The organism is Marinobacterium mangrovicola, from assembly GCF_004339595.1.
Classification (GTDB): Bacteria; Pseudomonadota; Gammaproteobacteria; order Pseudomonadales; family Balneatricaceae; genus Marinobacterium_D; species Marinobacterium_D mangrovicola.
This window is the reverse complement of the sequence record NZ_SMFU01000007.1, coordinates 1076542-1100154: the sequence shown is the minus strand read 5'-3', so window position 1 is coordinate 1100154 and position 23613 is coordinate 1076542. Positions and strand designations below refer to the sequence as shown.

Sequence of the window (23613 nt, the reverse complement as noted above, 5' to 3'; positions counted from 1 at the left end):
TAAGCCGCCAAGGCGGGAACCGAATAAAAAGAACCCAACGAGTGAGTACAGACCATGACGCTTAAACAGGTTTCTCTCGACGACAAGTACACCAAAGAGCGCGGTACGGTCTACATGACCGGCAACCAGGCACTGGTTCGGCTGCCGCTGCTGCAGAAACAGCGAGACCTGTCCCAGGGTCTTAACACCGCGGGCTATATCACCGGTTATCGCGGCTCGCCCATCGGCACCTACGACATGGAGCTGAGCCGCAACAAGAAGCTGCTCGACGCTCATGACATCGTGTTTCAGCCCGGCGTCAATGAAGACCTGGCGGCCACATCCGTCTGGGGCACCCAGCAGATCGAGGCGGAAGCCGAGAAAAAATATGACGGTGTTTTTGCGATCTGGTACGGCAAGGGCCCCGGCGTGTTCCGCTCCGGCGATGCGATCAAGCATGGCAGCTTTTTCGGTGCCTCTCTCAAGGGGGGCGTACTGCTGATCGCCGGTGATGACCACGTGGCCAAGTCATCCACCATCGCGCATTACTCCGAGCCCGAAATGATCGCCCACGGCAGCCCGGTGCTCTACCCCTCCACGGTGCAGGAGGTGATCGACTACGGCCTGATCGGCTGGGCGCTGTCGCGTTATTCCGGCGCCTGGGTCACGCTGAAGGTGGTTAATGAAACCATCGAGGGTACCGCCACCGTTGAGCTGGACCCGGAAAAATCACAGACCAAGGACCCGCAGGGGCTGGAGATCCCTCCCGAAGCGCACTTCGTACCGCCCACCGGCGGCCTTGGCCCGGCGGCCACCGCCGAGCGTATGGCTTACTCCGCGCGCATTCCGCTGGTGAAAGCCTTTGCCCGCTTGAACAAACTGGATCGCATCACCCTGGAAGCGCCGCAGCGCAAGCTGGGTATCGTCAGTAGCGGCAAGGTGTACCAGGATATCCTGCGCGCCTTCCAGCTGATGGGGATCGATGAAGAGAAGGCCCGCGCACTGGGCATCAGCCTGTATAAGGTGGCGATGATCTGGCCGCTGGAGGATCAGGGTCTGGCGGGGTTTGCCGAGGGGCATGAAGAGCTGCTGGTGATCGAAGAGAAGCAGCCGGTCATGGAGCCGCAGATCGCCGATCAGCTGTTCAACTGGCCGGATGCGCGTCGCCCTCGTCTGATCGGCAAGCGCGATGAGCAGGGCCAGCCGATCCAGAAAACCTACGGTGGCATGTCACCCCATGAGATCGTCGCGCTGCTGCGCGATCGACTGGCGGCCAACGGCATGCTGGATGACGCTACGCGCCAGAGCTGTGACGAGTATCTTGCCAGCATCACCGGCGGATGTGGCGCTATCATCCCGCAACTGGTGCGTATCCCCTATTTCTGCTCCGGTTGCCCGCACAACAGCTCCACCAAGGTGCCCGAGGGCTCCCAGGCGATGGCCGGTATCGGCTGCCACGCCATGGCCGGGTTTATGAACCGCAACACCAGCTTTCCGACCCAGATGGGCGGCGAAGGCCACAACTGGGTGGGCTTGTCCCACTTTGTCGATACCCAGCACCGCTTCCAGAACCTGGGCGATGGCACCTACACCCACTCCGGCCTGCTCGCGGTACACGCGGCCGCGGTGCAGAAAACCAATATCACCTACAAGATCCTCTACAACGATGCCGTGGCGATGACCGGTGGGCAGCCGGCGGAAGGCCAGCTGACACCGCAGCAGATCAGCGAACAGGTCACCGCCTTGGGCGCCAAGCGCGTGGTGATCACCACCGATGATCCGGATAAATACCGCGACCAGCCGGCCTTCGCCAAGGGCGCCGAGATCCACCACCGCCGCGAGCTGGACCGCATCCAGCGTGAGCTGCGCGAGGTGCCGGGTGTGACCGTGCTGATCCATGATCAGACCTGTGCCGCCGAGAAGCGCCGTCGCCGCAAACGTGGCCAGTTCCCGGATCCCCAAAAGCGCATGTTCATCAACGAACAGGTGTGCGAAGCCTGCGGCGACTGCTCGGTACAGGCCAACTGCGTCAGCCTGCAGACGCGCAAGACCGACTTCGGCAACAAGCGCGTCATCGACCAGTCCAACTGCAACAAGGATTACCGCTGCGTGGATGGCTTCTGCCCCTCTTTCGTCACCGTACTCGGCGGTAAGTTGCGCAAGGCCGAAACCGCTAGCCTGGGTGAGTCGCTATTCGATGGCATCCCGCAACCGGTGCGTCCGGAGTTTGACGGCTGCTACACGGTGATGATCAACGGCATCGGCGGCACCGGCGTGGTGACCATCGGCGCGGTGCTGGGGATGGCCGCTCACCTGGAAGACAAGTCGATCTCTATCTATGACATGACCGGTTTCGCCCAGAAAGGCGGCGCCGTGCAGAGCCATCTGCGCATCGGTCACAGCCAGAGCGACATCACCAGCCTGCCCATAGGCCCCGCCGATGCGGACCTGATCATCGGCTGCGATCTGGTGGTCACCGCCAGCGAAAGCTCCATGCGGTCCATTCGCCCGAACCGCACCAAGTGCGTGGTCAACAGTGACCCCGTGGCCACCTCGGTGCTGCAGCTGATGCGTGACTTCGAGCTGCCGACCCAGCCGCTACTGGCCGGGTTGAAAAAAGCGCTGCAGGACGACCTCTGCAGCATCGACGCCACCAAGATCGCCAACGCCCTCACCGGCAACAGCATCGCCGCCAACATGTTCCTGGTCGGCTTTGCTTTCCAGAAAGGGTGGCTGCCGCTAAGCGAGGAAGCGATCCTGAAGGCGATCGAGATCAACAAGGTCTCCATCGACTTCAACCAGAACGCTTTCCGCCTGGGGCGTGTTGCGGCCCACGACATCAGCCGCATTCTGCCGCTGATCGCGAAACAGCTGGACGCCAGCAAGCCCGATGTGGCGGAAACCGCGGAGCAGGCGCTGCAGCGCCGTATCGATCACCTCACCGCTTACCAGAATGCCGCCTACGCTGCGCAGTATGTCGAACTGGTGGAACAGGTGCGCAAGGATGAACAGCGCAAGATGCCCGGCCGCACCGAGCTCTCCGATGCGGTGGTGCGCAACTTCTTCAAGCTGATGGCATACAAGGATGAGTATGAGGTAGCGCGGCTCTACACCGACGGCAAATTCAGGGAACGTCTGGAGCAGCAGTTCGAGGGTGACTTCAAACTGCGCTTCAACCTGGCGCCGCCGATCCTCAATCGTCGCGATCCGCAAACCGGACATCTGCGCAAGCAGGAGTTCGGCCCCTGGGTGCTGAAGGCGTTCGGCCTGATGGCGAAGCTCAAAGGCCTGCGTGGCACCGCGTTCGATCCTTTCGGTTACACCGCCGAACGCCGTCAGGAGCGTCAGATGATCGCCGATTACCGCCAGACCCTCACTGAACTGCTCGAGCAGATCACCGCCTCTAACTACGACCTGGCGGTAAAAATTGCCGAGCTACCTGGTGGTATCCGCGGCTATGGCCACGTCAAGGAAGCCGCTATCAAACAGGCCGAGGGTCAGCGCAAGGTACTGCTGGCGGACTTCAAAAGCGCCCGTGAGGTGATCGCTTCCGACAAGCAGGAACTGTTCTACGAAGCGACCTGATTGGCCGCGCAGCCGGACTCTGCAATCAAAGGGCCGGCAGCGCCTACCGCTATTTGCTGTCGTGTTATGTCAAGCGGATTGCAGATTCGGTCAAATCCCGCTGTCCGGGATTCCTTACCCTAAAACAAAATAAAAACAGGTGCCCTTGAGCGCCTATCAACCCGTAAAGGGGAGCTCGTTTCAATGAAGAAAACCCTGCTCGCATCAGTCATAGCCGCCCTGGCGGGCGCTGCGTCCCATAGCGCGATGGCAAACCCAACCCAGGTGTTCTGGGGCGATACTCATCTGCACACCGCTTATTCCGGCGATGCCTTCGCCATGGGTAACGAGTCGGTAGATCCCGATACCGCTTACCGTTTCGCCCGCGGCCTGCCGGTGATACACCCCTACAACCGCACCCGGGTTCAGCTGAACCGGCCGCTGGATTTCCTGGTGGTGGCGGATCACGCCGAGTACATGGGTCTGATGCAGCTGGTGCGTGATAAGAGCCCGCTGCTTGACGATGCCGAGAACGGCCAGAATCTGATCAAACTCTGGGATACGAAAGGCTCCAAGTCCGTTTACTACGATGCGGCTGGCGCCCTGGTGAAAGGCGCGCCCTACCAGGACCTGCTGACCAAGGCGATCCGGCAGCCGATCTGGGACAAGATCATCAAGGCGGCGGAAGAGAACAATAAACCCGGCGAGTTCACCACCTTTATCGGCTGGGAATGGTCCTCCATGCCGGGCGGCGCCAACCTGCACCGTATCGTCTTCACCGACAAGGGCGGCGAGGTTGCCGAGAAGTTTCTGCCCTACTCCTCGGCGGACAGTGACCGTCCCGAAGATTTCTGGAACTGGCTCGATCAGACCTCCAGTGATACCGGTGCAGATTTCGTGGCGATTCCGCACAACTCCAATATCAGTAATGGCCTGATGTTCAACGACGTGGACAGCGATGGTCACCCGATCAGCGCCAGTTACGCCCGTACCCGCATGCGTTGGGAGCCGGTGGCGGAGGTCACCCAGATTAAGGGCGACTCCGAAACCCATCCGAGCGTATCCCCCGAAGATCCCTTCGCCGATTTCGAAACCTTCGAGCATGTGATGAACTTCGGTGCCGGCGATGAAGCCGCCGAGGTGGATCAGGTCAGTAACTACGCCCGTAGCGCCCTGAAGCGCGGCCTGGAGATCGACGCCAAGGTCGGCGCCAACCCCTATAAGTTCGGCATGGCCGGCTCTACCGACTCACATACCGGCCTGACCACCGCATCCGAGCCCAACTTCTGGGGCAAGTTCGGTATCGACTCCATCCCGGAAAACCTGGATATGGAAACCACGCCGCACGCAGATGGCTGGAGCATGTCCGCAGCCGGTATGGTGGCGGTCTGGGCTGAGCAGAACACCCGCGAAGAGATCTTCGCCGCGTTCAAGCGTAAGGAGGTGTACGCCACCACCGGCCCGCGTATGCAGGTGCGTTTGTTTGGCGGCTTCGACTTCGCCGCCGAGGATGCGGACAACAACGATCTGGCGGGCGTCGGTTACAGCAAGGGCGTGGCCATGGGCGGCGATCTGAGTAACGCGCCGGAAGGTAAGGCCCCCTCCTTCCTGATCCAGGCAGTTAAGGATCCTGATGGCGCCAACCTGGACCGGGTACAGTTGGTTAAGGGCTGGCTGGACGCCGAGGGCAAGAGCCACGAGCAGGTGTTCAATGTGGCGCTCTCCGATGAGCGCGAAGACCGCGGCGTTGATACCCAGCCCGTCGGTAACACCGTCAACCTGGAGACCGGCCACTACAGCAACAGCATCGGCGATGCCGAGCTGGTGACCGTCTGGCAGGACCCGGATTTCGATGCCAGTCAGCGTGCCTTCTATTACCTGCGGGTGCTTCAGATCCCGACACCTCGCCACACTATGCTCGACGCCGTGGCGCTGGGACGCTCCCAGGATGAGGTTCACTTTCCTGCCACGATTCAGGAGCGCGCCTACTCCTCACCCATCTGGTACACGCCCTGAGGAATAGCCGTTGGTAAACAAAAGCGCAGCGGGCTGACCGCTGCTCTCTCATGGTTCTACTCTCAAAAAATCATCACCGAGTAATCCAATGATAAAAACAACACTCTCGGTCCTCATCTCAGCCACGCTGCTCTCTTCCGTCGCCCAGGCGGAGGAGACCTCCTATTCGCCGATGGCGGGCAAGGATTATCCGCAGCAGGTGTTCTGGGGCGATACCCATCTGCACACCTCCTACTCCTTCGATGCCGCCATGATGGGCAACAAGGGTTTGGCACCGGCAGATGCCTACCGCTTCGCCCGTGGCGAGGAGATCCGTGCGCATAATGGCATGATCGCGCAACTGAACCGCCCGCTGGACTTCCTGATGGTGTCCGATCATGCCGAGTACCTTGGTCTGATCCCGATGGTATCCGCCGGCAACGAGGAGATCCTCAGCGACCCTGTCGGTGCGCGCTGGGCCGAACTCCTTAATGGCGGGCCCGATGAGCAGCTCAAGGCGCTGCTCGAAATGAACATCGATATCGCCAAAAACCACAAAAGCATGGTCAACGCCTCAGTCGAACGTACCGCCTGGGATGAGATTACCCGCGCCGCGGACCAATACAACGATCCCGGCAAATTCACCGCGCTTATCGGTTACGAATGGACCACCATGCCCGGCGGCGACAATCTGCATCGGGTAGTGATGTTCGCCGACGACGCCAGCAAGGCCGGCCAGGTGATCCCCTTTTCCGCCTTCGACAGTGAAGACCCGGAAGATCTCTGGAACTATCTGCAGGAGTACGAGGAGAAAACCGGCGGTCGGGTGCTGGCGATTCCCCATAACGGCAACGTCAGCAACGGCCAGATGTTCTCGCTAACCGATCGCAAAGGCCAGCCGCTGACCCGCGCCTATGCCGAAACCCGCAGCCGCTGGGAGCCGGTGGCAGAGGTCACCCAGATCAAGGGCGATGGCGAGACCCATCCCAGGCTGTCCCCGGATGACGAGTTTGCCGAATTTGAAAGATGGGATAAGGGCAACCTCACCGCAACAGCCGTTAAAACCGACGCTATGCTGCCGTTCGAGTACGCCCGCTCGGCGCTTAAGCTCGGCCTGGAGCAGGAAGCCAAACTGGGCGTTAACCCGTTCAAGTTCGGCATGATCGGCAGTACCGATGCCCACACCAGCCTATCCGCCGTTGAAGAAAATAACTTCTGGGGCAAGTTCAGTCTGTTTGAGCCCAGTGCAAAGCGTGGCCAGATCGCCGGCTATACGGTCGGCAAACAGGGAAAGGTGTATGGCCTGACCATCGATGAATCGGTTGCCTCCGGCTATGCCGCCGTCTGGGCCACGGAGAACACCCGCGAAGCCCTGTTCGATGCGATCAAGCGCAAGGAAACCTACGCCACCAGCGGCCCGCGCATCAGCCTGCGCTTTTTCGGCGGCTGGGATTTTACCGCCAATGAAGTGGATTACCCGGATTATGTCAGCCGCGGCTATGCCAAGGGTGTGCCGATGGGCGGTGATCTGACCCAGGCACCGACTGGGCAGGCTCCCTCCTTCATGGTGGCGGCCTCCCGCGATCCTGAAGGCGCAAACCTTGACCGGGTTCAGATCGTCAAAGGCTGGCACGACCTCGACGGCAGCCTGCAGGAAAAAGTGTTCGACATCGCCTGGAGCGATAACCGCGTTGCTGATGCCAGCGGCAAGCTGCCCGCGGTTGGCAGCACCGTTGATAGCGATGCCGCCACCTGGACCAACAGCATCGGCTCGGCGGAGCTGAGCAGCGTCTGGAGCGACCCGGAGTTCGATCCGTCTGAGCGTGCCTTCTACTACGTCCGAGTGCTGCAGATCCCGACGCCGCGCTGGACCGCTTACGACGAAAAACACTTCGACACCCAACTAAACAGCGATATGCCGGACGCCATTCAGGAGCGCGCCTACACCTCGCCCATCTGGTACACACCCAGCGCGGAGAACTGAGTAATGATAACCAAACTGATCAGAGATCCTCTGGTCCACTTCAGCCTGATCGGCGCCGCGCTGTTCGGTGCCTACGACCAACTTAAATCACCGGAAGCAGCATCTGACCCGCACACCATCCTGGTTGACCGGGATGCCCTGCTGACCTTTATGCAGTACCGCTCAACCCGCTTTGAGCCAGAGCATGCGAGCCAGCGCCTCGACAATATGCCGGCGTCTGAACGCGAGCAGTTGATCCACGATTATGTGCGTGAAGAGGCGCTTTACCGCCAGGCTGAGGCGCTGGGTATGACCGAGAACGACTACATCATCCGTCGCCGTTCGGTGCAGAAACTGGAGTTTATCGCCCAGGGCGTGGCGGAACAGGTGGTCAGTGTCGAGCCGGATGCGGTACAGGCCTACTTCGACAGCCATACCCAGGACTATTACGAGGAGCCTTCCTACACCTTCACCCATGTGTTCATTAAGCCAGATGCCAGCGGTGACAGCGCTCCGGAGCGCGCGCAGCAGCTGCTGACAGAGCTGAACGAGCAGCAGGTCGGATTCTCCTCCGCCACAGGTTTTGGTGATCGTTTCCTCTACAACCGCAACTACGTAGAGCGTACCCCTGAGTTTATCGCCAGCCACTTTGGCGAGGGCTTTCGCGCCCAGTTGGCGGAACTCACGGCAGACAGCGGTCGATGGCAAGGGCCTGTGGTTTCCAACCACGGGCTGCACCTGGTGATGCTCAGCGAATACCGACCGGGACGGCTGCCGGAGCTGGCCGAGGTGAGAAGCCGCGTGGAGCAGGATTTCCGCCTCTCCCAGGAGAAGCAAAAGCAGGAACTGGCGATTCAGCAGATAGTGGAGCAATACGATGTTGAATACCGTCTATAAGCTGCTTAGCTGCCTGCTGCTGATCCCCGCCACGCTGCTGCTGGCTGCAACCGCGCAGGCCCATGATGCGCGGCCGCTCTATGTGCAGGTCACTGAGCTGAGCCAGCCAGGCTCTCAAACGGACCTCCTCGACGCATATCAGTACCTGCTGAAACTGCAGGTGCCTCCCTCTGTAGAATCGGGTAACCGCCCGTTTATTACCCTGCCGGACAGCTGCACTCATGAGCGTTTCGGCCTGGTGATTCAATTGAGCTGCGCCTCTTCACTGGCGGGCCAGACACTGGAGATCCATTATCCGCAGTTCAACCCGTCGATCACCACGCTGATCCGCGCCAGCTTTAGCTTCGGCGCCAGCTATCAGACACTGCTGTCGCCCAGTGAAAGCCGCTGGGAGATCCCCACCGAGCAGAGCACAGCTCAGGTGATCAGTGACTACACGGTACTGGGTGTCGAACACATCCTGATCGGCTGGGACCACCTGCTGTTCCTGTTCTGCCTGTTGCTGATCTCCGGTACGTTCAAGCGCACGTTGATCACCCTGTCCGGTTTTACTCTGTCGCACTCGCTGACGCTGGTGATGACCACCCTGGGAGTGATTCAGCTGCCGATCGCACCGGTCGAAGCGGTGATCGCGCTGAGTATTCTGTTCCTGGCGGCAGAGGTGATGCGCGATCGCAGGCACACATTGGCCTGGCGCTATCCAGTCGGGGTTTCGGTGCTGTTTGGCCTGATCCACGGCTTCGGTTTTGCCTCTGTGCTGCAGGATATCGGTCTGCCGCAGACGGAGCTGACCACCGCCCTGCTGTTCTTCAATATCGGTGTGGAGATTGGACAGGTGATGTTTGTCAGTGCGGTGATGCTTGTGCTGTTCCTGCTGCGGAACTGGCGTCCGTTTCCAGACGGTAAATTCCAGCAGTTGATACTTTACGGAACAGGTTCCATGGCGGCGTTCTGGACCATCGAGCGGATCGCCGGGTTCTGATTTATCAGCCGCAGGGATGCGGTGCAATCGACAGGTAACGAGAAGATGTCGACCCACAACAACCAGATGCTGGAAGCACGCAGCAGCGTACTGCTCGGTTTTACCGAGCATTGCCGCCGACACAGGATCAACCCGATGCAGATTCTGGCACGGGAAAACCTGACCCCGGCGGTGACCCGGTCGCAGGATCTGCGCATCCCCTACCGCAGCTTTGTGCGGGTGCTGGACCATGCCGCGGCAGAATCCCCCTACCCGCTGTTCGCGCTGACGCTGTCGCTGCGTCACGGCATAGAGGCTTTGGGAGCGCTGGGGTTGATGGCCTGCCAGTGCGACACGCTGCGCGACAGCCTGGAGATGGTGCGTAAATACGTGCACTACCATGCCCAGGGGGTGGAGCTGGAGCTGACTGAACAGAACGGTGTGGCGCGGCTCAGTTACAACGTCAGAATGGCCGACAAGATCGATCTGACCCAGCTGATGGAGGTGGGCATAGGTCGTATCTTCAGCGTGCTTAAAACCCTGGCGCCGCCCGGCATGAGCCTCACCGGTGTCAGCTTTCGTCATGCACCCACAGCACCGATCGATGCCTACACCCGCGAGCTGGGGCTGGAGCCCAAATTCAGAGCCGGGGTCAACGCGGTCAGCTTTCCTGCTTCGTTTTTACCGCTACCGCCCTCACCGGCACCCGAGCGGCTGCGGCACTACTTTGAATCCTTTCTGCGGCAGAACCCCCAGGAGCATCTGTTGCCGCTGAAACAGCAGGTGATAAAGCTGATCCATGAAATGATTCCCACGGGCGAAGTCTCCGCCGACGCGGTAGCGAAGCTGATGAACATGCATACCCGCAGTCTGCAGCGCCAGCTCAAGCTGACCGGTACCGATTTCAGAACCCTGCTGGAAGAGGTGCGCTACCAACTGGCACAGGATGCACTGAGAAACGCCGAACAACCTCTGACCGAGGTGGCTCTGCAACTGGGCTACTCGGAACTTAGCGCGTTCTCGCGGGCGTTCAAACGCTGGAGCGGCGTATCACCGCAGAAATGGCGGGCAACCTCAGGTTAGAGGCGTTTTCCTATAGCGATAAGGAGGCGCGGCATGGCTCAGGTAAAAGCTGAGCCGCCGCTGATCTCCTGCACAACGGGCCTAGATTAACCCGGGACTAAAATGTACCCCGGGTGAGTTCGTCCCTGAGGATCGCAGCGCCCTTGGACAAAGCTTCAAGCTTGCCCCGGGCTACGCTGTTGGGCAGCGGTGCCATGCCGCAGTTGGTGCTCGGGTACAATTTATCGGCATCGACAAATTTCAGCGCGCGCCGAAGCGTCTCAGCGACCTCTTCCGGCGTCTCAATCTGATGATTGGCCACATCGATGGCGCCGACCATCACTTTTTTGCCACGGATCAGTTCGATCAGATCCATGGGCACACGCGAGTTGTGGCACTCCAGTGAGATCAGATCGATAGACGACTGCTGCAGCTTTGGAAAGATCTCCTCGTATTGCCGCCATTCCGAGCCGAGGGTCTTTTTCCAGTCGGTATTGGCTTTTATCCCATAGCCATAACAGATATGTACGGCCGTTTCGCACTTCAGCCCCTCGATGGCCTTCTCCAGCGCAGCAATACCCCAGTCATTTACCTCATCGAAGAAGACGTTAAACGCGGGCTCATCGAACTGAATGATATCGACGCCTGCGGCCTCCAGCTCTTTTGCCTCCTGGTTCAGAACTTTGGCAAATTCCCAGGCGAGTTTTTCGCGGGATTTGTAGTGGGCATCGTAGAGCGTATCGACCATTGTCATCGGCCCAGGCAGCGCCCACTTGATCGGTTTGTCGGTCTGCTGGCGCAGGAACCTGGCATCGTCAACGAAAACCGGCTTTTGACGCGCGATCGCGCCGTTAACCACGGGTACGCTGGCGTCATAACGATCACGTATCTTCACCGTGCGGCGGTTTTCGAAATCAACTCCGCTCAGGTGTTCAATAAACGTGGTTACAAAGTGCTGGCGTGTCGTTTCGCCATCACTGACGATATCGATGCCAGCCCGGTCCTGATCCATCAAGGCCAGGCGCAGAGCATCCTGTTTACCCGCTACAAGCTCATCAGCTTCCAGTTTCCAGGGTGACCAGAGTTTCTCCGGTTCTGCGAGCCAAAGAGGTTTCGGCAGGCTGCCGGCGGTTGAGGTCGGTAGTAATGTTTTCATGTTCAAATCCCGGATCAGATGCGTGATGAAGCGTAGTTTTCGGACCACTGCTGAAGAATCGGCTGGTAAGGCTCGATGAAGTGCTCTTTGGCAAACCTGCCCTGTTGAACCGCCAGATGGTTGCGTTCTACGCGATCGTAGTTAATCAGGGTGAGTGAGTAGTCCGAGTGTTTTAAGCTCGGCTTGTAGCACTTACCTGCCGCCGCATTCGCGTTGTAAATTTCCGGGCGATAGATTTTCTGGAACGTCTCCATGGTACTGATCGTGCTGATCAGCTCGAGATTGGTGTAATCGTTGAGCAGATCCCCAAAGAAGTAGAAAGCAAGCGGCGCGACGCTGTTTGGCGGCATGAAGTAGCGCACCTGCAGACCCATTTTCTTAAAGTAGCTCTCGGTCAATGAGGACTCGCTGGGCAGGTACTCACTGCCTAGCACCGGGTGCTGGTTGTCGGTCTGTACGTACGTCTTGTTTTCGGAAACGCTCAAACAGATCACCGGCGGCTTATCGAAACTGTTTTTGTAACTTTCCGATTCAATAAAGTGTTTGAAAATCTTGCCGTGCAGATCGCCAAATTCATCGGGGATCGTAAAGTTCGGCTGATCCTTGTTGTGATCCCGCAGAAGAACGCTGAAGTCATAATCACGAACGTAGGATGAGAAGTTGTTACCGACAACGCCCTTGATGGTTTCGCCCGTTTTATGATCAACGATATCGGTTTTTAACATCTCCAGCGTCGGAAATGTCTGTCCATCCCCGGCCACATCGATGTCTACCGAGACGATATCGAGAACCACGGAATAGCGTTTGCCGTCAGCGTTGTCCCAGTTAGCCAGGGCATTAAAGCGGCTATCGATCATCTGCAACGCATTGCGCAAGTTCTCCTGGCGGCTCTCACCACGCGCCAGGTTGGCGAAGTTGGTGGTCAGGCGTGTGTCGTCTGACGGTTGGTAGTTCTCATCAAAACGGGTTTTCTTAACCGTGAAGGCAAAATCCCTGCTCATGTCACTTACTCCCTCTACTGCTTCGATAGACTCGGTTTGATTGCTGCTTGGCTGAGCAATCGATCTGTGAGGGACTTTATACGCTCGATTTAAAATGAATGATATTAATGTTATTTCAATATGACGTGAGAAATATTAATTATCAGGTCACTGAGCGGTGAAGGTTGCGCTCCCTGAATGTCTGTTTTTATCGCGCGGGAGAGCGTACTGCTGTCCTCAGAGTTGCTACGCGAATCCGGTCAAGCGCTTTGACAGAATGCGAAACTGGATTGACATTTTATGACAGACATTTGGCTGAAAATGATGCCAAATCGTTATTTCTGTATTGATTGTGAAAGGTTTTGTGCCATTTTGTAGCGATTAGACGCCATTTGACAATTTGCGGCACGGGATTAATCTGAGCGCCATAAAGATAAAAATAAATTAGATGGTGCTAAAAATGGGTAGTGTAACCTCCAGCTCGAAGGTTAAGAGCAGCGCGCTCATGGGCTTTCAGGCCCTATGTCGGAGCCGTCATATCAACCCGGTTGAAATGCTCGCCGCTGAAGGGCTGTCGAGTACCGTTCTTCGTATCCCCGATCTGATGATCGCCTATGACAGCCTCGCCCACGTCCTGAACCATACGGCCGATGTGGCGGACTACCCTCTCTTTGGACTGGAGATGTCCAAATACCAGGGGCTGAAAACCTTTGGACCTCTGGGGTTGCTCGCCTCACAAAGCTCCACCGTCGCCGGTAGTCTCGAGATCATCGAGAAGTATTTCCACTTCCACGCTTCTGGCGTCATCATGAACCTGGTGCCGCATGGCAAAGAGATGCACTTCTGCCTGGATATCATGATCGATCCGTCGATCAGCCAGGAACAGCTGCTGGAGATGAGCCTGGTGCTGGGTTACAACGTGCTTTGCGAGCTCTCGCCGGAGTTTGCCAGCCAGACCACCATCCACTTCCGTCACCCCGCCCTGGCCGAGCCCGAGGAGTACAGCGCCATCACCCGAGCGAAGCTCTGCTTCGGTCAGGAGCGCGATGCACTGGTGTTCCCGGCACGTCTGCTCGAGCAGAAGCCCAGCCCCGCCTCCGATGAGGTAAAAAACTATCTGGAAGCCTTTCTTGAACGGGAATCCCAGGGGCATGAGCAGCCGCTGCAGCACAAGGTCTCCAAACTGATCTACGAACTGATCCCCACTGGCGAAGCAACGCTGACCACCATTGCCCCCATGCTCGGGATGAACATGCGCACCCTGCAACGTGAGCTGCGCCAGCAGGGCACCGAGTTTCGTACCCTGCTGGACGACGTGCGTTTCGAGATCGCCCGCACAGCGCTGGAACAGAACCACTCCATCACCGATGTGGCGTTAAACCTGGGTTACTCGGAGCTAAGCGCCTTTTCACGGGCATTCAAGCGCTGGTCGGGTGTGCCGCCGCAGCGCTGGCGTCATAACGATCACGCTCCCCGCATGATGCACTGACCCACTGTACGGGCAGTCGTGCCTTCGCACCCTGCCCGCTCTCTTCTTTCAGGCTACTTCCTTTCACGCGATCTTCTTTCATGTTCCCTTCTTCCACATAAGTCACAAAATGCCGAATCGCTGTCGCCGTTGGTCAAGCCGGTTTGGTCCCAGCTCTCTATTTTCTCAGTCTGAGTCCAGCAGATTCTGTCTTCGGCCTGTGATTCGTCTCACTAGCTCTTAAAGGCAGCAGAATAAATAGAAATGGATCGAAATAATGACTACACAACTGATTGAATCACTGACGGAGATTGTCGGCAGCAAGGGCATCCTGACCGGCGAAGATGTATCCCAGCGTCCGGATGGCTGGATGAACGCTCCTCAGTGCAAGGCGAAGGCGATTATCCGTCCCGCCAATACCGACGAACTGTCTGCGGTGATGAAGCTCTGTCATCAGAATGACCAGACCGTCACCACCCATGGTGGTATGACCGGGCTGGTGGGCGGTGCCATCACCTCTGAGGAGGATATCGTCGTTTCGCTGGAGCGGATGCGTAATATCGTTGAGATCGACACCCAGAACCGCACCCTCACGACCGAAGCCGGCGTTACCCTGCAGAGCATTCAAGAGGCCGCGGAAGCCGACGACCTGTTCTACCCAGTGGACCTGGGTGCCCGTGGCAGCGCGACGATTGGCGGTAATATCGTCACCAACGCCGGCGGTAACCGGGTGCTGCGTTACGGTATGACGCGGGACTCCGTGCTTGGCCTGGAGGCAGTACTGGCGGACGGTACCGTGATCTCATCCATGTCGAAGGTGATCAAAAACAACACCGGTTATGACCTGCGCCAGCTGTTTATCGGCAGCGAAGGCACGCTTGGCATTGTTACGCGGGCGGTGCTGCGCCTGCGTCCCAAACCGCGTGGAGAAGCCACGGCGCTGGTGGCGGTTGAGCGCTTCAGTGATCTCAGCAAACTGCTGAGCCTTGCCGAAGGCGGGCTGAGTGGTGGCCTCAGCTCCTTTGAAGTGATGTGGAACGACTTCTACTCGCTGGTGACCAGCTTTGAACGTCACAAGGCGCCGCTGGACGCGAACTCACCGTTTTACGTGATCCTGGAAACCCAGGGCAAAAGCGATGAAGCGGAACAGGCGCGCCTTGAAGAGCTGCTTGGCGAAGCCCTGGAGCAGGAGCTGATCAGCGACGCCATCCTGACCCAGTCGGTCAGCGAGCGTGACAAGATCTGGGCGATCCGCGACGACATCGAGGCGCTGTTCAGCCTGTCACCGATACACGGCTTCGATATAAGCCTGCCGATCCCGGCGATGGAAGGCTACCTGGAGAACTTGCGGACAGATCTGCTAGCCCGATGGCCCGAGAGCCGGATGATCGTGTTCGGGCACCTGGGCGATGGTAACCTCCACGTGATTATCGGCAAGGTCTCCTACGACGAGAAGCACGAGCTGGACGAAACGGTCTACCGGGGCCTGGCGCCACTGGGCGGCTCGATCTCCGCCGAGCACTGCATTGGCCACGAGAAAAAGCCCTACCTGCATCACAGCCGCTCGGAAGCAGAGCTCGCCCTGATGCGCACCATCAAGCAGGCGCTGGACCCGAAAAACCTGCTTAACCGGGGCAAGATATTCGACTGCTAAGCGTTTTCTTCCGATACATCCCCGTTATAAAGGCCCCTTCAGAAGAGCAGCTCCGGCTGCTCTTTTTTGTGCCAATGCAAATGCACACATGTGCGGGATCGCTGTTCGCTAGCTGAGCGCAGCATTATTCCATCCCCTTTGGCGCGGCCGAGCATCGCAGGCTGAAAGAGAGACAAGGGACAGGCTGTTTGAGCGACGCAGGAGCGAGTTTCCTGTCCCGCTCTTTCAGACGAGAAGCACAGGGCAGTCGGCGCAGCCGGCCAAGCCGTAGGGGCGGTTTGGGATTGATAAGGGACTTGTCCGCACAAGTCCCTTGTCTCGCCAGCAGGCGAAACCTGCCTCGAAAAACACACAAGTCTAAATGGTTGCGACAACATCAGGCGGGATTGGTAAGGCTTCCTGAGGCCTACCTTTCTTCCCTGTCGTTTTGTGTCAATGCCAAGACACCTATTGTCAAGATCGCCAACCGGCGCCCACCTAGCATGTGATTCAGAAAATTGCTCAAAGGCCCGATGCGTCGACAGCGCCTGCGATGCGGCTCCACTTGAGCAACGACCTCGTCGCGACAGCTCCTTCTGTCTCAACGATCCAGCTACTTAGACCATAACTAAAACAAGGCTAAGAACGATGGGTAACAACTCGACACTTCCGTCGGCCACGCGCCGGCTGTTCCTGCAGCGTTCGCTGTTGGCGCTGGGAGCCGTGGCAGCCGCACCGGCGATCAGTGCGGCCGCCTTCGCCGATACTTCTACTGGCGATGCGCCGGCCCTCAAGCTTCTGAACGCTGAAGACTACCGCATCCTTTCCGTGGTGACCGATACCCTTATTCCGCGCGATGGCGCCTTCCCGCTGGGTGCACTGGACGTGGATCTGGCTGCCCGCATCGATACCTACCTGGAGCCGGAAGATACCGAACTGCTGCAGGGACTGCGCGGCGCGCTGATGTTCCTTGAGCACCAGGCGCCGGGTCTGATCGGCGTCGATAGCCCGTTTAGCGCCATGCCCCAGGAGCAGCGCGAATCCCTGTTGTTGACCCTGCGTGATGCCGGTGGCGATGCCACCGCGGTGTTCGCCGCCCTGCGCGGAATCAGCATGTTTTATTTCTATACCGACGAGCAGGCCTGGCCGCAGTTCAACTACGACGGCCCGCTGGTCAAGCGCGGCAAGCCGGTCTATCCGCAGGTGAGGGATTGAGATGATTATTCAAGGTCACGAGATATTTTCCCCGCTCAAGCTGAAGACCCACTCCGTGGTTGTAGGCTCCGGCGCGGGTGGCGGTGTGGCGGCCTACCATATGGCGTCTGCCGGTCTGGATACCGTTGTGCTGGAAGAAGGTGGCTACTTTCAGGCCAAGGACTTCAACCAGCGTGAAGAGGACATGATGCCGGCGCTCTACCGCAGCGCCGGTCGCCAGATGACCACCGATGGCCTGATCTACGTCTGGCAGGGTTCCACCTTTGGCGGTTCCACCGTGATCAACACCGCCGACGCCACGCCCATCGAAGCGGAAGTGCTGCACCACTGGCAGCAGAAGTTCGGCCTTAACGAACTCACCGAAGATAACCTAGCGGCCTCCTACGAGCGCGTTTACAAAACCCTGAACGTACATCGCCTGGAGGAGAAGATCCTCAACCGCAACAATAAGGTGCTGCTGGAGACCGCCAACCGCCTTGGTTATAAGGCGGGCGTGTTCAACTCCAACCGCAAGGGTTGTATCGGCAGCGGTTACTGTTTCCAGGGCTGCGCCTACGACGCCAAACAGGGCACCAATCTCACCTACCTGCCGATGGCCTCCGATCTGGGTGCGCGGATCTACACCGATGTGCGTGTTGACCGAATCGAACCGATCTCCGGTAACCGCTACCGCATCCACGCCAGCGTGGTTGAGCGCGGTACGCGTCGCTTTCGTCATCCGGTAGAGATCGACTGCGAGCGCATCATCATGGCGGCGGGCACCGTGCATACCCCGGCGATCCTCAAGCGCTCAGGGCTCGACAAGGGCCTGCCTCAGCTCGGCAAGAATATCTCGCTGCAGCCGCAGATCGGCCTCTCCGCCACCTTCCCGGACAGCGAGAAAATGACCTCCTGGCGAGGTGCGCCCCAGTCGATCTACATGAGTGAGTTCGATGACAACCACGCCGAACATGGTCTGGGTGGCTTTCGCATGGAAGGTGTCGGTGGCATGGCCGGTGTCTTCGCCCAGTTCTCCAACAAGATTGGTCTGGATCATAAGCGGATGATGGAGCAGTTCCCGAGCACCCATTACTCCGCCCTGCTGGTGCCCGATCAGCCCAGCGGCTCACTCGATTGGGAGTGGGCAGCGGATGGCAGCGTGAAGCCGAAGATCCATTACGCCCTCACCGCCGAGTGGAAGCAGCGCTTCAAGCGTGGTTTTAAAACCGCCGCCGGGTTCCTGTTTGAAGCCGGGGCCAAAGAGATCAACTGCAACAGCCCGGTGTTCGGCTCGATCACCAGCCCCGATCAGCTCTCCCGCGTTGATGACTTCCCGCTGGAGCCTGGCCTGGTGGCGCTCACCTCTGCCCATGTTCAGGGCAGCTGCCGTATCGGTGTGAACGCCGATCAGGGCGTGGTGGACCAGAACCTGAAGCTGCACAACCTGGACAACATCTACGTGGTCGACGGTTCGGTGATGCCGACCACCGCCTCCACCCACACGATGATTCCAATCATGGTGATGGCAGACCGGGCGATGCACAAGCTGGCCCAGGGCGCCTGATCGCTCCCCCGATAAATAGAATAAAAAGGAACCTCTTATGCTGAATGACACAACCCGCCAGGCGATCGCGGAACAGATTCACGCCTGCTTCAAAAGCACGGAGCAGATCGGCCTGCTGACCAAAGCCTATCCCGAGATGCAGATGGAAGACTCCTACCGCATCCAGGAGAAGGTGGTGCAGAAATTCGTTGATGAGGGCCGCCGGATCAAGGGTTACAAGATCGGCCTCACCTCCAAGGCGATGCAGGAGATGATCGGCGCCACCGAGCCGGACTACAGCGCCATTCTCGATGACATGTTTGTTAATGAAGGCGCCGCGCTGCAGCGGGATGACTTTGCGATGCCGATGGTGGAGGTCGAGATCGCCTTCGTGATCAAAAAGCGTCTTGAAGGCCCCTATGTTAACGCCGCCGAAGTGATTCAGGCGACCGACTTTATCCTGCCCTCCATCGAGGTGGTCGACTTCCGCGTCGCACCGGAGCCCGGCATCAACGTGGTCGACACCATCGCCGACCTGGCCGCTATCGGCAAGGTCGCCCTCGGCGGTAACCCGGTGCGCCTCGAAGATATCGACGTGCGCAATATCAACGCCGAACTGATCATCAACGATGAAGTGCGCGAGTCCGGAAACTCTGCCGCCGTGCTCGGCAACCCGGTTACCGCGGTAGCCTGGCTGGTGAACAAGCTCTCTGAGTTTGGCGTGGCCTTTGAACCGGGCGACGTGATCTTTTCCGGTTCCTGCACCCGCGCCCTGCCGGTTCATCCCGGCGACAAGGTGAGCGCCCGTTTCGACAACGGACTGGGTGACGTAAAACTGAGCTTTGAGTGAGAGGCCAACATGTCTAACTATCGTTCCAAAACCACTACCGAAGGACGCCAGGCCGCAGGCGCCCGAGCACTCTGGCGCGCCACCGGCGTATGCGATGGTGATTTCGGCAAGCCGATCATCGCCGTGGCCAACTCATTCACCCAGTTCGTACCCGGCCATGTGCACCTCAAAGATATCGGCCAGCTGGTGGCGCGCGAGATCGAGAACGCCGGCGGCATCGCCAAGGAGTTCAACACCATCGCGGTGGATGACGGTATCGCCCAGGGTCACGACGGCATGCTTTACAGCCTGCCCTCACGCGAAATCATCGCCGACTCGGTCGAGTACATGGTTAACGCCCACTGCGCCGATGCCCTGATCTGTATCTCCAACTGCGACAAGATCACCCCGGGAATGCTGATGGCGGCGATGCGCCTGAATATCCCTACCATCTTCGTCTCCGGCGGGCCTATGGAAGCCGGTCGCGTACAGCTGGCGGAGCAGGTGCTGCGTATCGATCCGATCGATGCCTATGTGGCGGGCTTCAAAAAGGATATGCCGGCCGAAAAAGCGCTGGAGATGGAGCAGAACGCCTGCCCCACCTGCGGTTCCTGCTCCGGCATGTTTACCGCTAACTCCATGAACTGCCTGAACGAAGCGTTGGGACTGGCGCTGCCGGGTAACGGCAGCATGCTGGCGACCCATGCGGATCGTCGTGAGCTGTTCCTGCAGGCGAGCCGCCGCATCGTTGAGATCACCAAACATCACTACGAACAGAACGACGACTCGGTACTGCCGCGCAATATCGCAAACCGCGCCGCCTTCCATAACGCAATGACCATGGATATCGCCATGGGCGGCTCCACCAACACCATTCTGCATCTGCTGGCGGCGGCCCAGGAGGGCGAGATCGACTTCACCCTGGCCGATATCGACCGCCTCTCCCGCGAAGTGCCGCACCTGTGCAAGGTCTCTCCGGCAACGGCGGACTACTACATGGAAGATGTGCACCGCGCCGGTGGCGTGTTTGGCATCCTCGGTGAGCTGGACCGCGCCAAGCTGCTGAGCACCCAGGTCAGCACCGTGCATAGCGCCACTTTGGCCGAAGCGCTGGATAAGTGGGATATCTGCCGTACCGACGATGAAGAGGTTCACACCTTCTTCCGCGCTGGCCCCGCCGGGATCCGTACCACCGAGGCGTTCAGCCAGGACTGCCGCTGGGACAGCCTCGATGCGGACCGTGAAAACGGCTGTATTCGCAGCCTGGACAACGCCTTCAGTACCGAAGGTGGCCTGGCGGTGCTGTTTGGTAACCTGGCGGAAGATGGCTGCATCGTTAAAACCGCCAGCGTGCCCGAGCACCAGCTGGCGTTTGAAGGCGTGGCGCGGGTATTCGATGACCAGGATGCGGCTCTCGCTGCGTTGAGCGCAGATGAAGTCAAACCGGGCAGCTGCGTCATCATCCGTTACGAAGGGCCCAAGGGCGGACCGGGTATGCAGGAGATGCTGATGCCCACCAGCCTGCTGAAGGCCAAGGGGCTGGCCACATCCTGCGCCCTGCTCACTGACGGCCGTTTCTCCGGCGCGACCTCAGGCCTTTCCATCGGCCATACCTCGCCGGAAGCGGCCAGCGGCGGCAACATCGCCCTGGTGCAGGATGGCGACATCATCAAGCTGAACATCCCGGCGCGCCGCATCGATGTGGCGATCTCCGATGAAGAGCTCAACGAGCGTCGCGGGCAGATGGAAGCCAAGGGGCTGAAAGCCTGGAAACCGGAAGGCCCGCGCCAGCGCCGTGTCAGCCTGGCGCTCAAGGCGTACGGCATGCTGGCGAGCAGCGCCGACAAGGGCGGCGTGCGTAACCGTGAACTGATCGAAAAGTATTTCGGTTAAGCCGCATTACCAGGGCTGTCTCACCCCAGTGGCCGGCCCTGTCTACCTTCTCCCCCATCCTTAATTTTCCGAGAGTACATCCCATGGAGAATACATCCCATGCTTAATCTTGCACTGAAGAAATGGCGCGCCAAGGAAGCCAGCCTCGGTGTCTGGTCGAACCTGCCCGATATCCATATGGCCGAGATGCTTAGCCGTATGGATGTGGACTGGATCTGCTTCGATCTGCAGCACGGCCTGATGGACTACAGTGATCTGACCCGCCTGCTGCCGGCGATCACCGGCGTTGATACCACCCCGCTGGTGCGAGTGGCGGCCAATCAGCCCGATCAGATCGGCAAGGCGCTGGATGCCGGTGCCCAGGGCGTGATTGTACCGATGGTGAATACCGCCGAAGATGCGCGTCGTGCCGTGTCTGCCTGCCGCTATCCGCCGATGGGCACCCGCTCCTGCGGCCCGATGCGCGATGCCATGCTCGAGGGTATGAACTACCTGGCCACCGCCAACGGCCAGGTCGCCTGCCTGGTGATGATCGAAACCGAAGAGGGTCTGCGCAACCTGGAAGAGATCGCCGCCGTTGAGGGCGTGGATGGTCTGTTCGTCGGCCCGATGGATCTCTGCTACGGCCTGGGTCTGGCGCCGGGCAGCTTTACCGATCCGGCGTTTGTTTCCGCTATCGCCGATATACTCAAGGCCTGCGAAACCAACAATCTGGCCAGTGGCATGTTTGGCTACAACGCCGAAATGGCAGCCAACTCGATCAAGAACGGCTTCGATTTCGCGTCAATCGGCACCGATATCAGCTTTATCCGTGCCGGCGTCACCCAGGCCCTGCACACCGCCAAGGGCGATGACGCAGAGAACGCCCCGACCGCTCGTGGCGGATACTGATCGATCCGCTGACGGTCACTGCACAACCTCTAAAGCCATGACTCTCAGAGCATGGCTTTTTTATCGGCTGTAAACCCTCGTCGCATAGCAGGCTCCAAAATCTGAAGTTCGGCTGAGCCAGTCAATGAAACCCTTTGGCTCAGGGAAATCGGCGTTGCCAATCAAGCTGTGGATTCGTGAACAGAGCGATGGCTGAAGGAAAAAGGTAGAGGTCAGACAAAAAAATGGGGCCGGATGGCCCCGAATAGGAGCTTAAACTAGGAGTAAAAGACTGGCTGTTAAACAGCCAGGTGGTGCCAGTGCAGGGACTTCATGGTGCCAAGGCCTTACCCGTGCAGATCACCATAAGGCTGATCGCCCATCTCTGCGATCAGGGCATTACCCTGGCGCTCTACCTCGGCAAACGCCTGGCGCAGGCTGTCTGCTGTGACTTCCACCGCCATATTGGCGATAAACGGGAACGCCAGCGTGGCTTCGATCAGAGTATTAACTGCCGCTTCATCGCTCAGTGACATTCTCAGCTGGGCGAAATTGATCGGCAGCCCGACCTGGGCGAATAGACGGGCACAGCGCTGGGCTTCCGCCCGATCCTGTTCCAACATCAGCTGGGTCAGGGTGCCGATCGCCACCATCTCACCGTGCAGGTAGTTGTGGTCCACCTCTGGCAGCAGGGTCAGCGCCTGGGCCAGGGCGTGGGCGCCGGCGACACCGGTGCACTCAAAGCCTGCACCGCTCAGCAGCGTGTTGGCCTCAACCACATGTTCTACCGCAGCATTGAGCTGACCGGCTTTAACCGCTTCCAGCGCATCCACGCCGTGGGCGTAAAGGATATCGGCGCAGGTTTGGGATAGCGCCACACCGGCCAGGGTCGGGCGATCACCGTAGGGTGACATCCCCGCCGGATTGGTATGACAGGCGCGTGCCTCGTACCAGGTGGACATGGCATCGCCCATGCCAGCGACGAGAAAGCGCACCGGAGCCTGGGCGACGATCGCGGTATCCACCATCACCAGCGCCGGGTTCTGGGCGAACACCTCGTAGGTTTCGGTGGCGCCTTCCGGAGTGTAGATCACGGACAGTGCAGAGCACGGCGCATCGTTGGAAGCCAGCGTCGGCATGATCACCACCGGCACTTCCAGGCGTTCGGCGATGCATTTGCCGGCATCCAGGGTTTTACCGCCACCGAGTGCGATCAGGGCATCCAGCTGGCCCTGCTCACGCAGTTCCGCGGTGCGGGCTTCGATCTCCTGAAAAGAGCATTCGCCACCAAAGGTGGTGACGCTGGCGTCGATGCCCGCCTTGTCGAGGGCTGCGAGCAGGCGTGCGCCCTCGCCTTTCTGGCTGCGCGGCGTGCAGAGCACGGCACAGCGCTTAACTTTAAGCGGTGCCAGATAGTCGGCACTGCGCTCGATCAGGCCGGGGGCCTGAACATAGCGCGGCGTGGTACGAAATACCTGTGCGGTTTGCTGTTCGGACATAAAAAGTTCGGACATGAAAATTCTCCGTTTCTACTGCGCCTTTTCTACTGCGCCTAATCGACCGGCCTAACATCGGACGGTGGGCTGTTTGAGGGCCATAACAACAGGCGCGGGAGCAATCAATGGA

The 23613-nt window shown here is 59.1% G+C and carries 16 protein-coding genes; 13 read left to right on the top strand and 3 right to left on the bottom strand.

The window, feature by feature from the left end; translation table 11 throughout:
- Positions 1–54: 54 nt before the first annotated feature.
- The 6 genes from CLV83_RS05955 (at position 55) to qhpR (ending at position 10442) form a co-directional block, all read left to right on the top strand.
- Positions 55–3564, top strand: coding sequence for an indolepyruvate ferredoxin oxidoreductase family protein (locus CLV83_RS05955; protein WP_132288865.1), 3510 nt, complete (start codon positions 55–57; stop codon positions 3562–3564).
- Between the two features lie 183 nt (positions 3565–3747).
- Complete coding sequence (locus tag CLV83_RS05950; protein WP_132288862.1) at positions 3748–5559, top strand: DUF3604 domain-containing protein; 1812 nt, start codon at positions 3748–3750, stop codon at positions 5557–5559.
- Between the two features lie 88 nt (positions 5560–5647).
- Entirely contained in the window at positions 5648–7522 is a 1875-nt protein-coding gene (locus CLV83_RS05945; protein WP_243642287.1) for a DUF3604 domain-containing protein, read from the top strand.
- A 3-nt stretch (positions 7523–7525) separates the two neighbouring features.
- Positions 7526–8398 carry a peptidyl-prolyl cis-trans isomerase gene (locus tag CLV83_RS05940; protein WP_132288859.1) on the top strand — a complete coding sequence of 291 codons (873 nt, stop codon included), beginning with the start codon at positions 7526–7528 and terminating at the stop codon, positions 8396–8398.
- Positions 8379–9380 (top strand): HupE/UreJ family protein, encoded by a 1002-nt coding sequence (locus CLV83_RS05935; RefSeq protein ID WP_132288856.1) that lies wholly within the window; start codon positions 8379–8381, stop codon positions 9378–9380. The genes CLV83_RS05940 and CLV83_RS05935 overlap by 20 nt, the downstream gene beginning before the upstream one ends.
- Positions 9381–9425: 45 nt before the next feature.
- Entirely contained in the window at positions 9426–10442 is a 1017-nt protein-coding gene (qhpR, locus tag CLV83_RS05930) for an AraC-like transcriptional regulator QhpR (protein WP_132288853.1), read from the top strand.
- Positions 10443–10539: 97 nt separating this feature from the next.
- Here qhpR and CLV83_RS05925 read toward each other — a convergent pair whose 3' ends face one another.
- Entirely contained in the window at positions 10540–11577 is a 1038-nt protein-coding gene (locus tag CLV83_RS05925; RefSeq protein WP_132288850.1) for a methionine synthase, read from the bottom strand.
- A 14-nt stretch (positions 11578–11591) separates the two neighbouring features.
- Positions 11592–12578 (bottom strand): DUF1852 domain-containing protein, encoded by a 987-nt coding sequence (locus tag CLV83_RS05920; protein WP_132288847.1) that lies wholly within the window; start codon positions 12576–12578, stop codon positions 11592–11594.
- A gap of 439 nt (positions 12579–13017) precedes the next feature.
- Here CLV83_RS05920 and CLV83_RS05915 point away from each other — a divergent pair, with 439 nt between their 5' ends.
- From CLV83_RS05915 to CLV83_RS05885, 7 genes are all read left to right on the top strand, one after another.
- Positions 13018–14046, top strand: coding sequence for an AraC family transcriptional regulator (locus CLV83_RS05915; RefSeq protein ID WP_165900247.1), 1029 nt, complete (start codon positions 13018–13020; stop codon positions 14044–14046).
- Positions 14047–14302: 256 nt separating this feature from the next.
- The gene (locus CLV83_RS05910; RefSeq protein ID WP_132288841.1) at positions 14303–15679 is read left to right on the top strand and encodes an FAD-binding oxidoreductase; all 1377 of its coding nucleotides are present in this window, start codon (positions 14303–14305) and stop codon (positions 15677–15679) included.
- Between the two features lie 627 nt (positions 15680–16306).
- Entirely contained in the window at positions 16307–16873 is a 567-nt protein-coding gene (locus CLV83_RS05905) for a gluconate 2-dehydrogenase subunit 3 family protein (protein WP_132288838.1), read from the top strand.
- Position 16874: 1 nt separating this feature from the next.
- Positions 16875–18416 carry a GMC family oxidoreductase N-terminal domain-containing protein gene (locus tag CLV83_RS05900; RefSeq protein ID WP_132288835.1) on the top strand — a complete coding sequence of 514 codons (1542 nt, stop codon included), beginning with the start codon at positions 16875–16877 and terminating at the stop codon, positions 18414–18416.
- A gap of 37 nt (positions 18417–18453) precedes the next feature.
- On the top strand, positions 18454–19245 hold the full coding sequence (locus tag CLV83_RS05895; protein ID WP_132288832.1) for a 2-keto-4-pentenoate hydratase: 792 nt from the start codon (positions 18454–18456) through the stop codon (positions 19243–19245).
- A 9-nt stretch (positions 19246–19254) separates the two neighbouring features.
- Positions 19255–21117: a dihydroxy-acid dehydratase gene (ilvD, locus tag CLV83_RS05890; protein ID WP_132288829.1), complete on the top strand. Its 1863-nt coding sequence runs from the start codon at positions 19255–19257 to the stop codon at positions 21115–21117.
- A gap of 99 nt (positions 21118–21216) precedes the next feature.
- Positions 21217–22008, top strand: a complete 792-nt coding sequence (locus tag CLV83_RS05885; protein WP_132288826.1) for an HpcH/HpaI aldolase family protein — start codon at positions 21217–21219, stop codon at positions 22006–22008.
- 326 nt (positions 22009–22334) lie between these two features.
- Here the strand turns inward: CLV83_RS05885 and CLV83_RS05880 are convergent, their stop codons facing one another.
- Complete coding sequence (locus tag CLV83_RS05880) at positions 22335–23501, bottom strand: glycerol dehydrogenase (protein ID WP_243642286.1); 1167 nt, start codon at positions 23499–23501, stop codon at positions 22335–22337.
- Positions 23502–23613 lie beyond the last annotated feature (112 nt).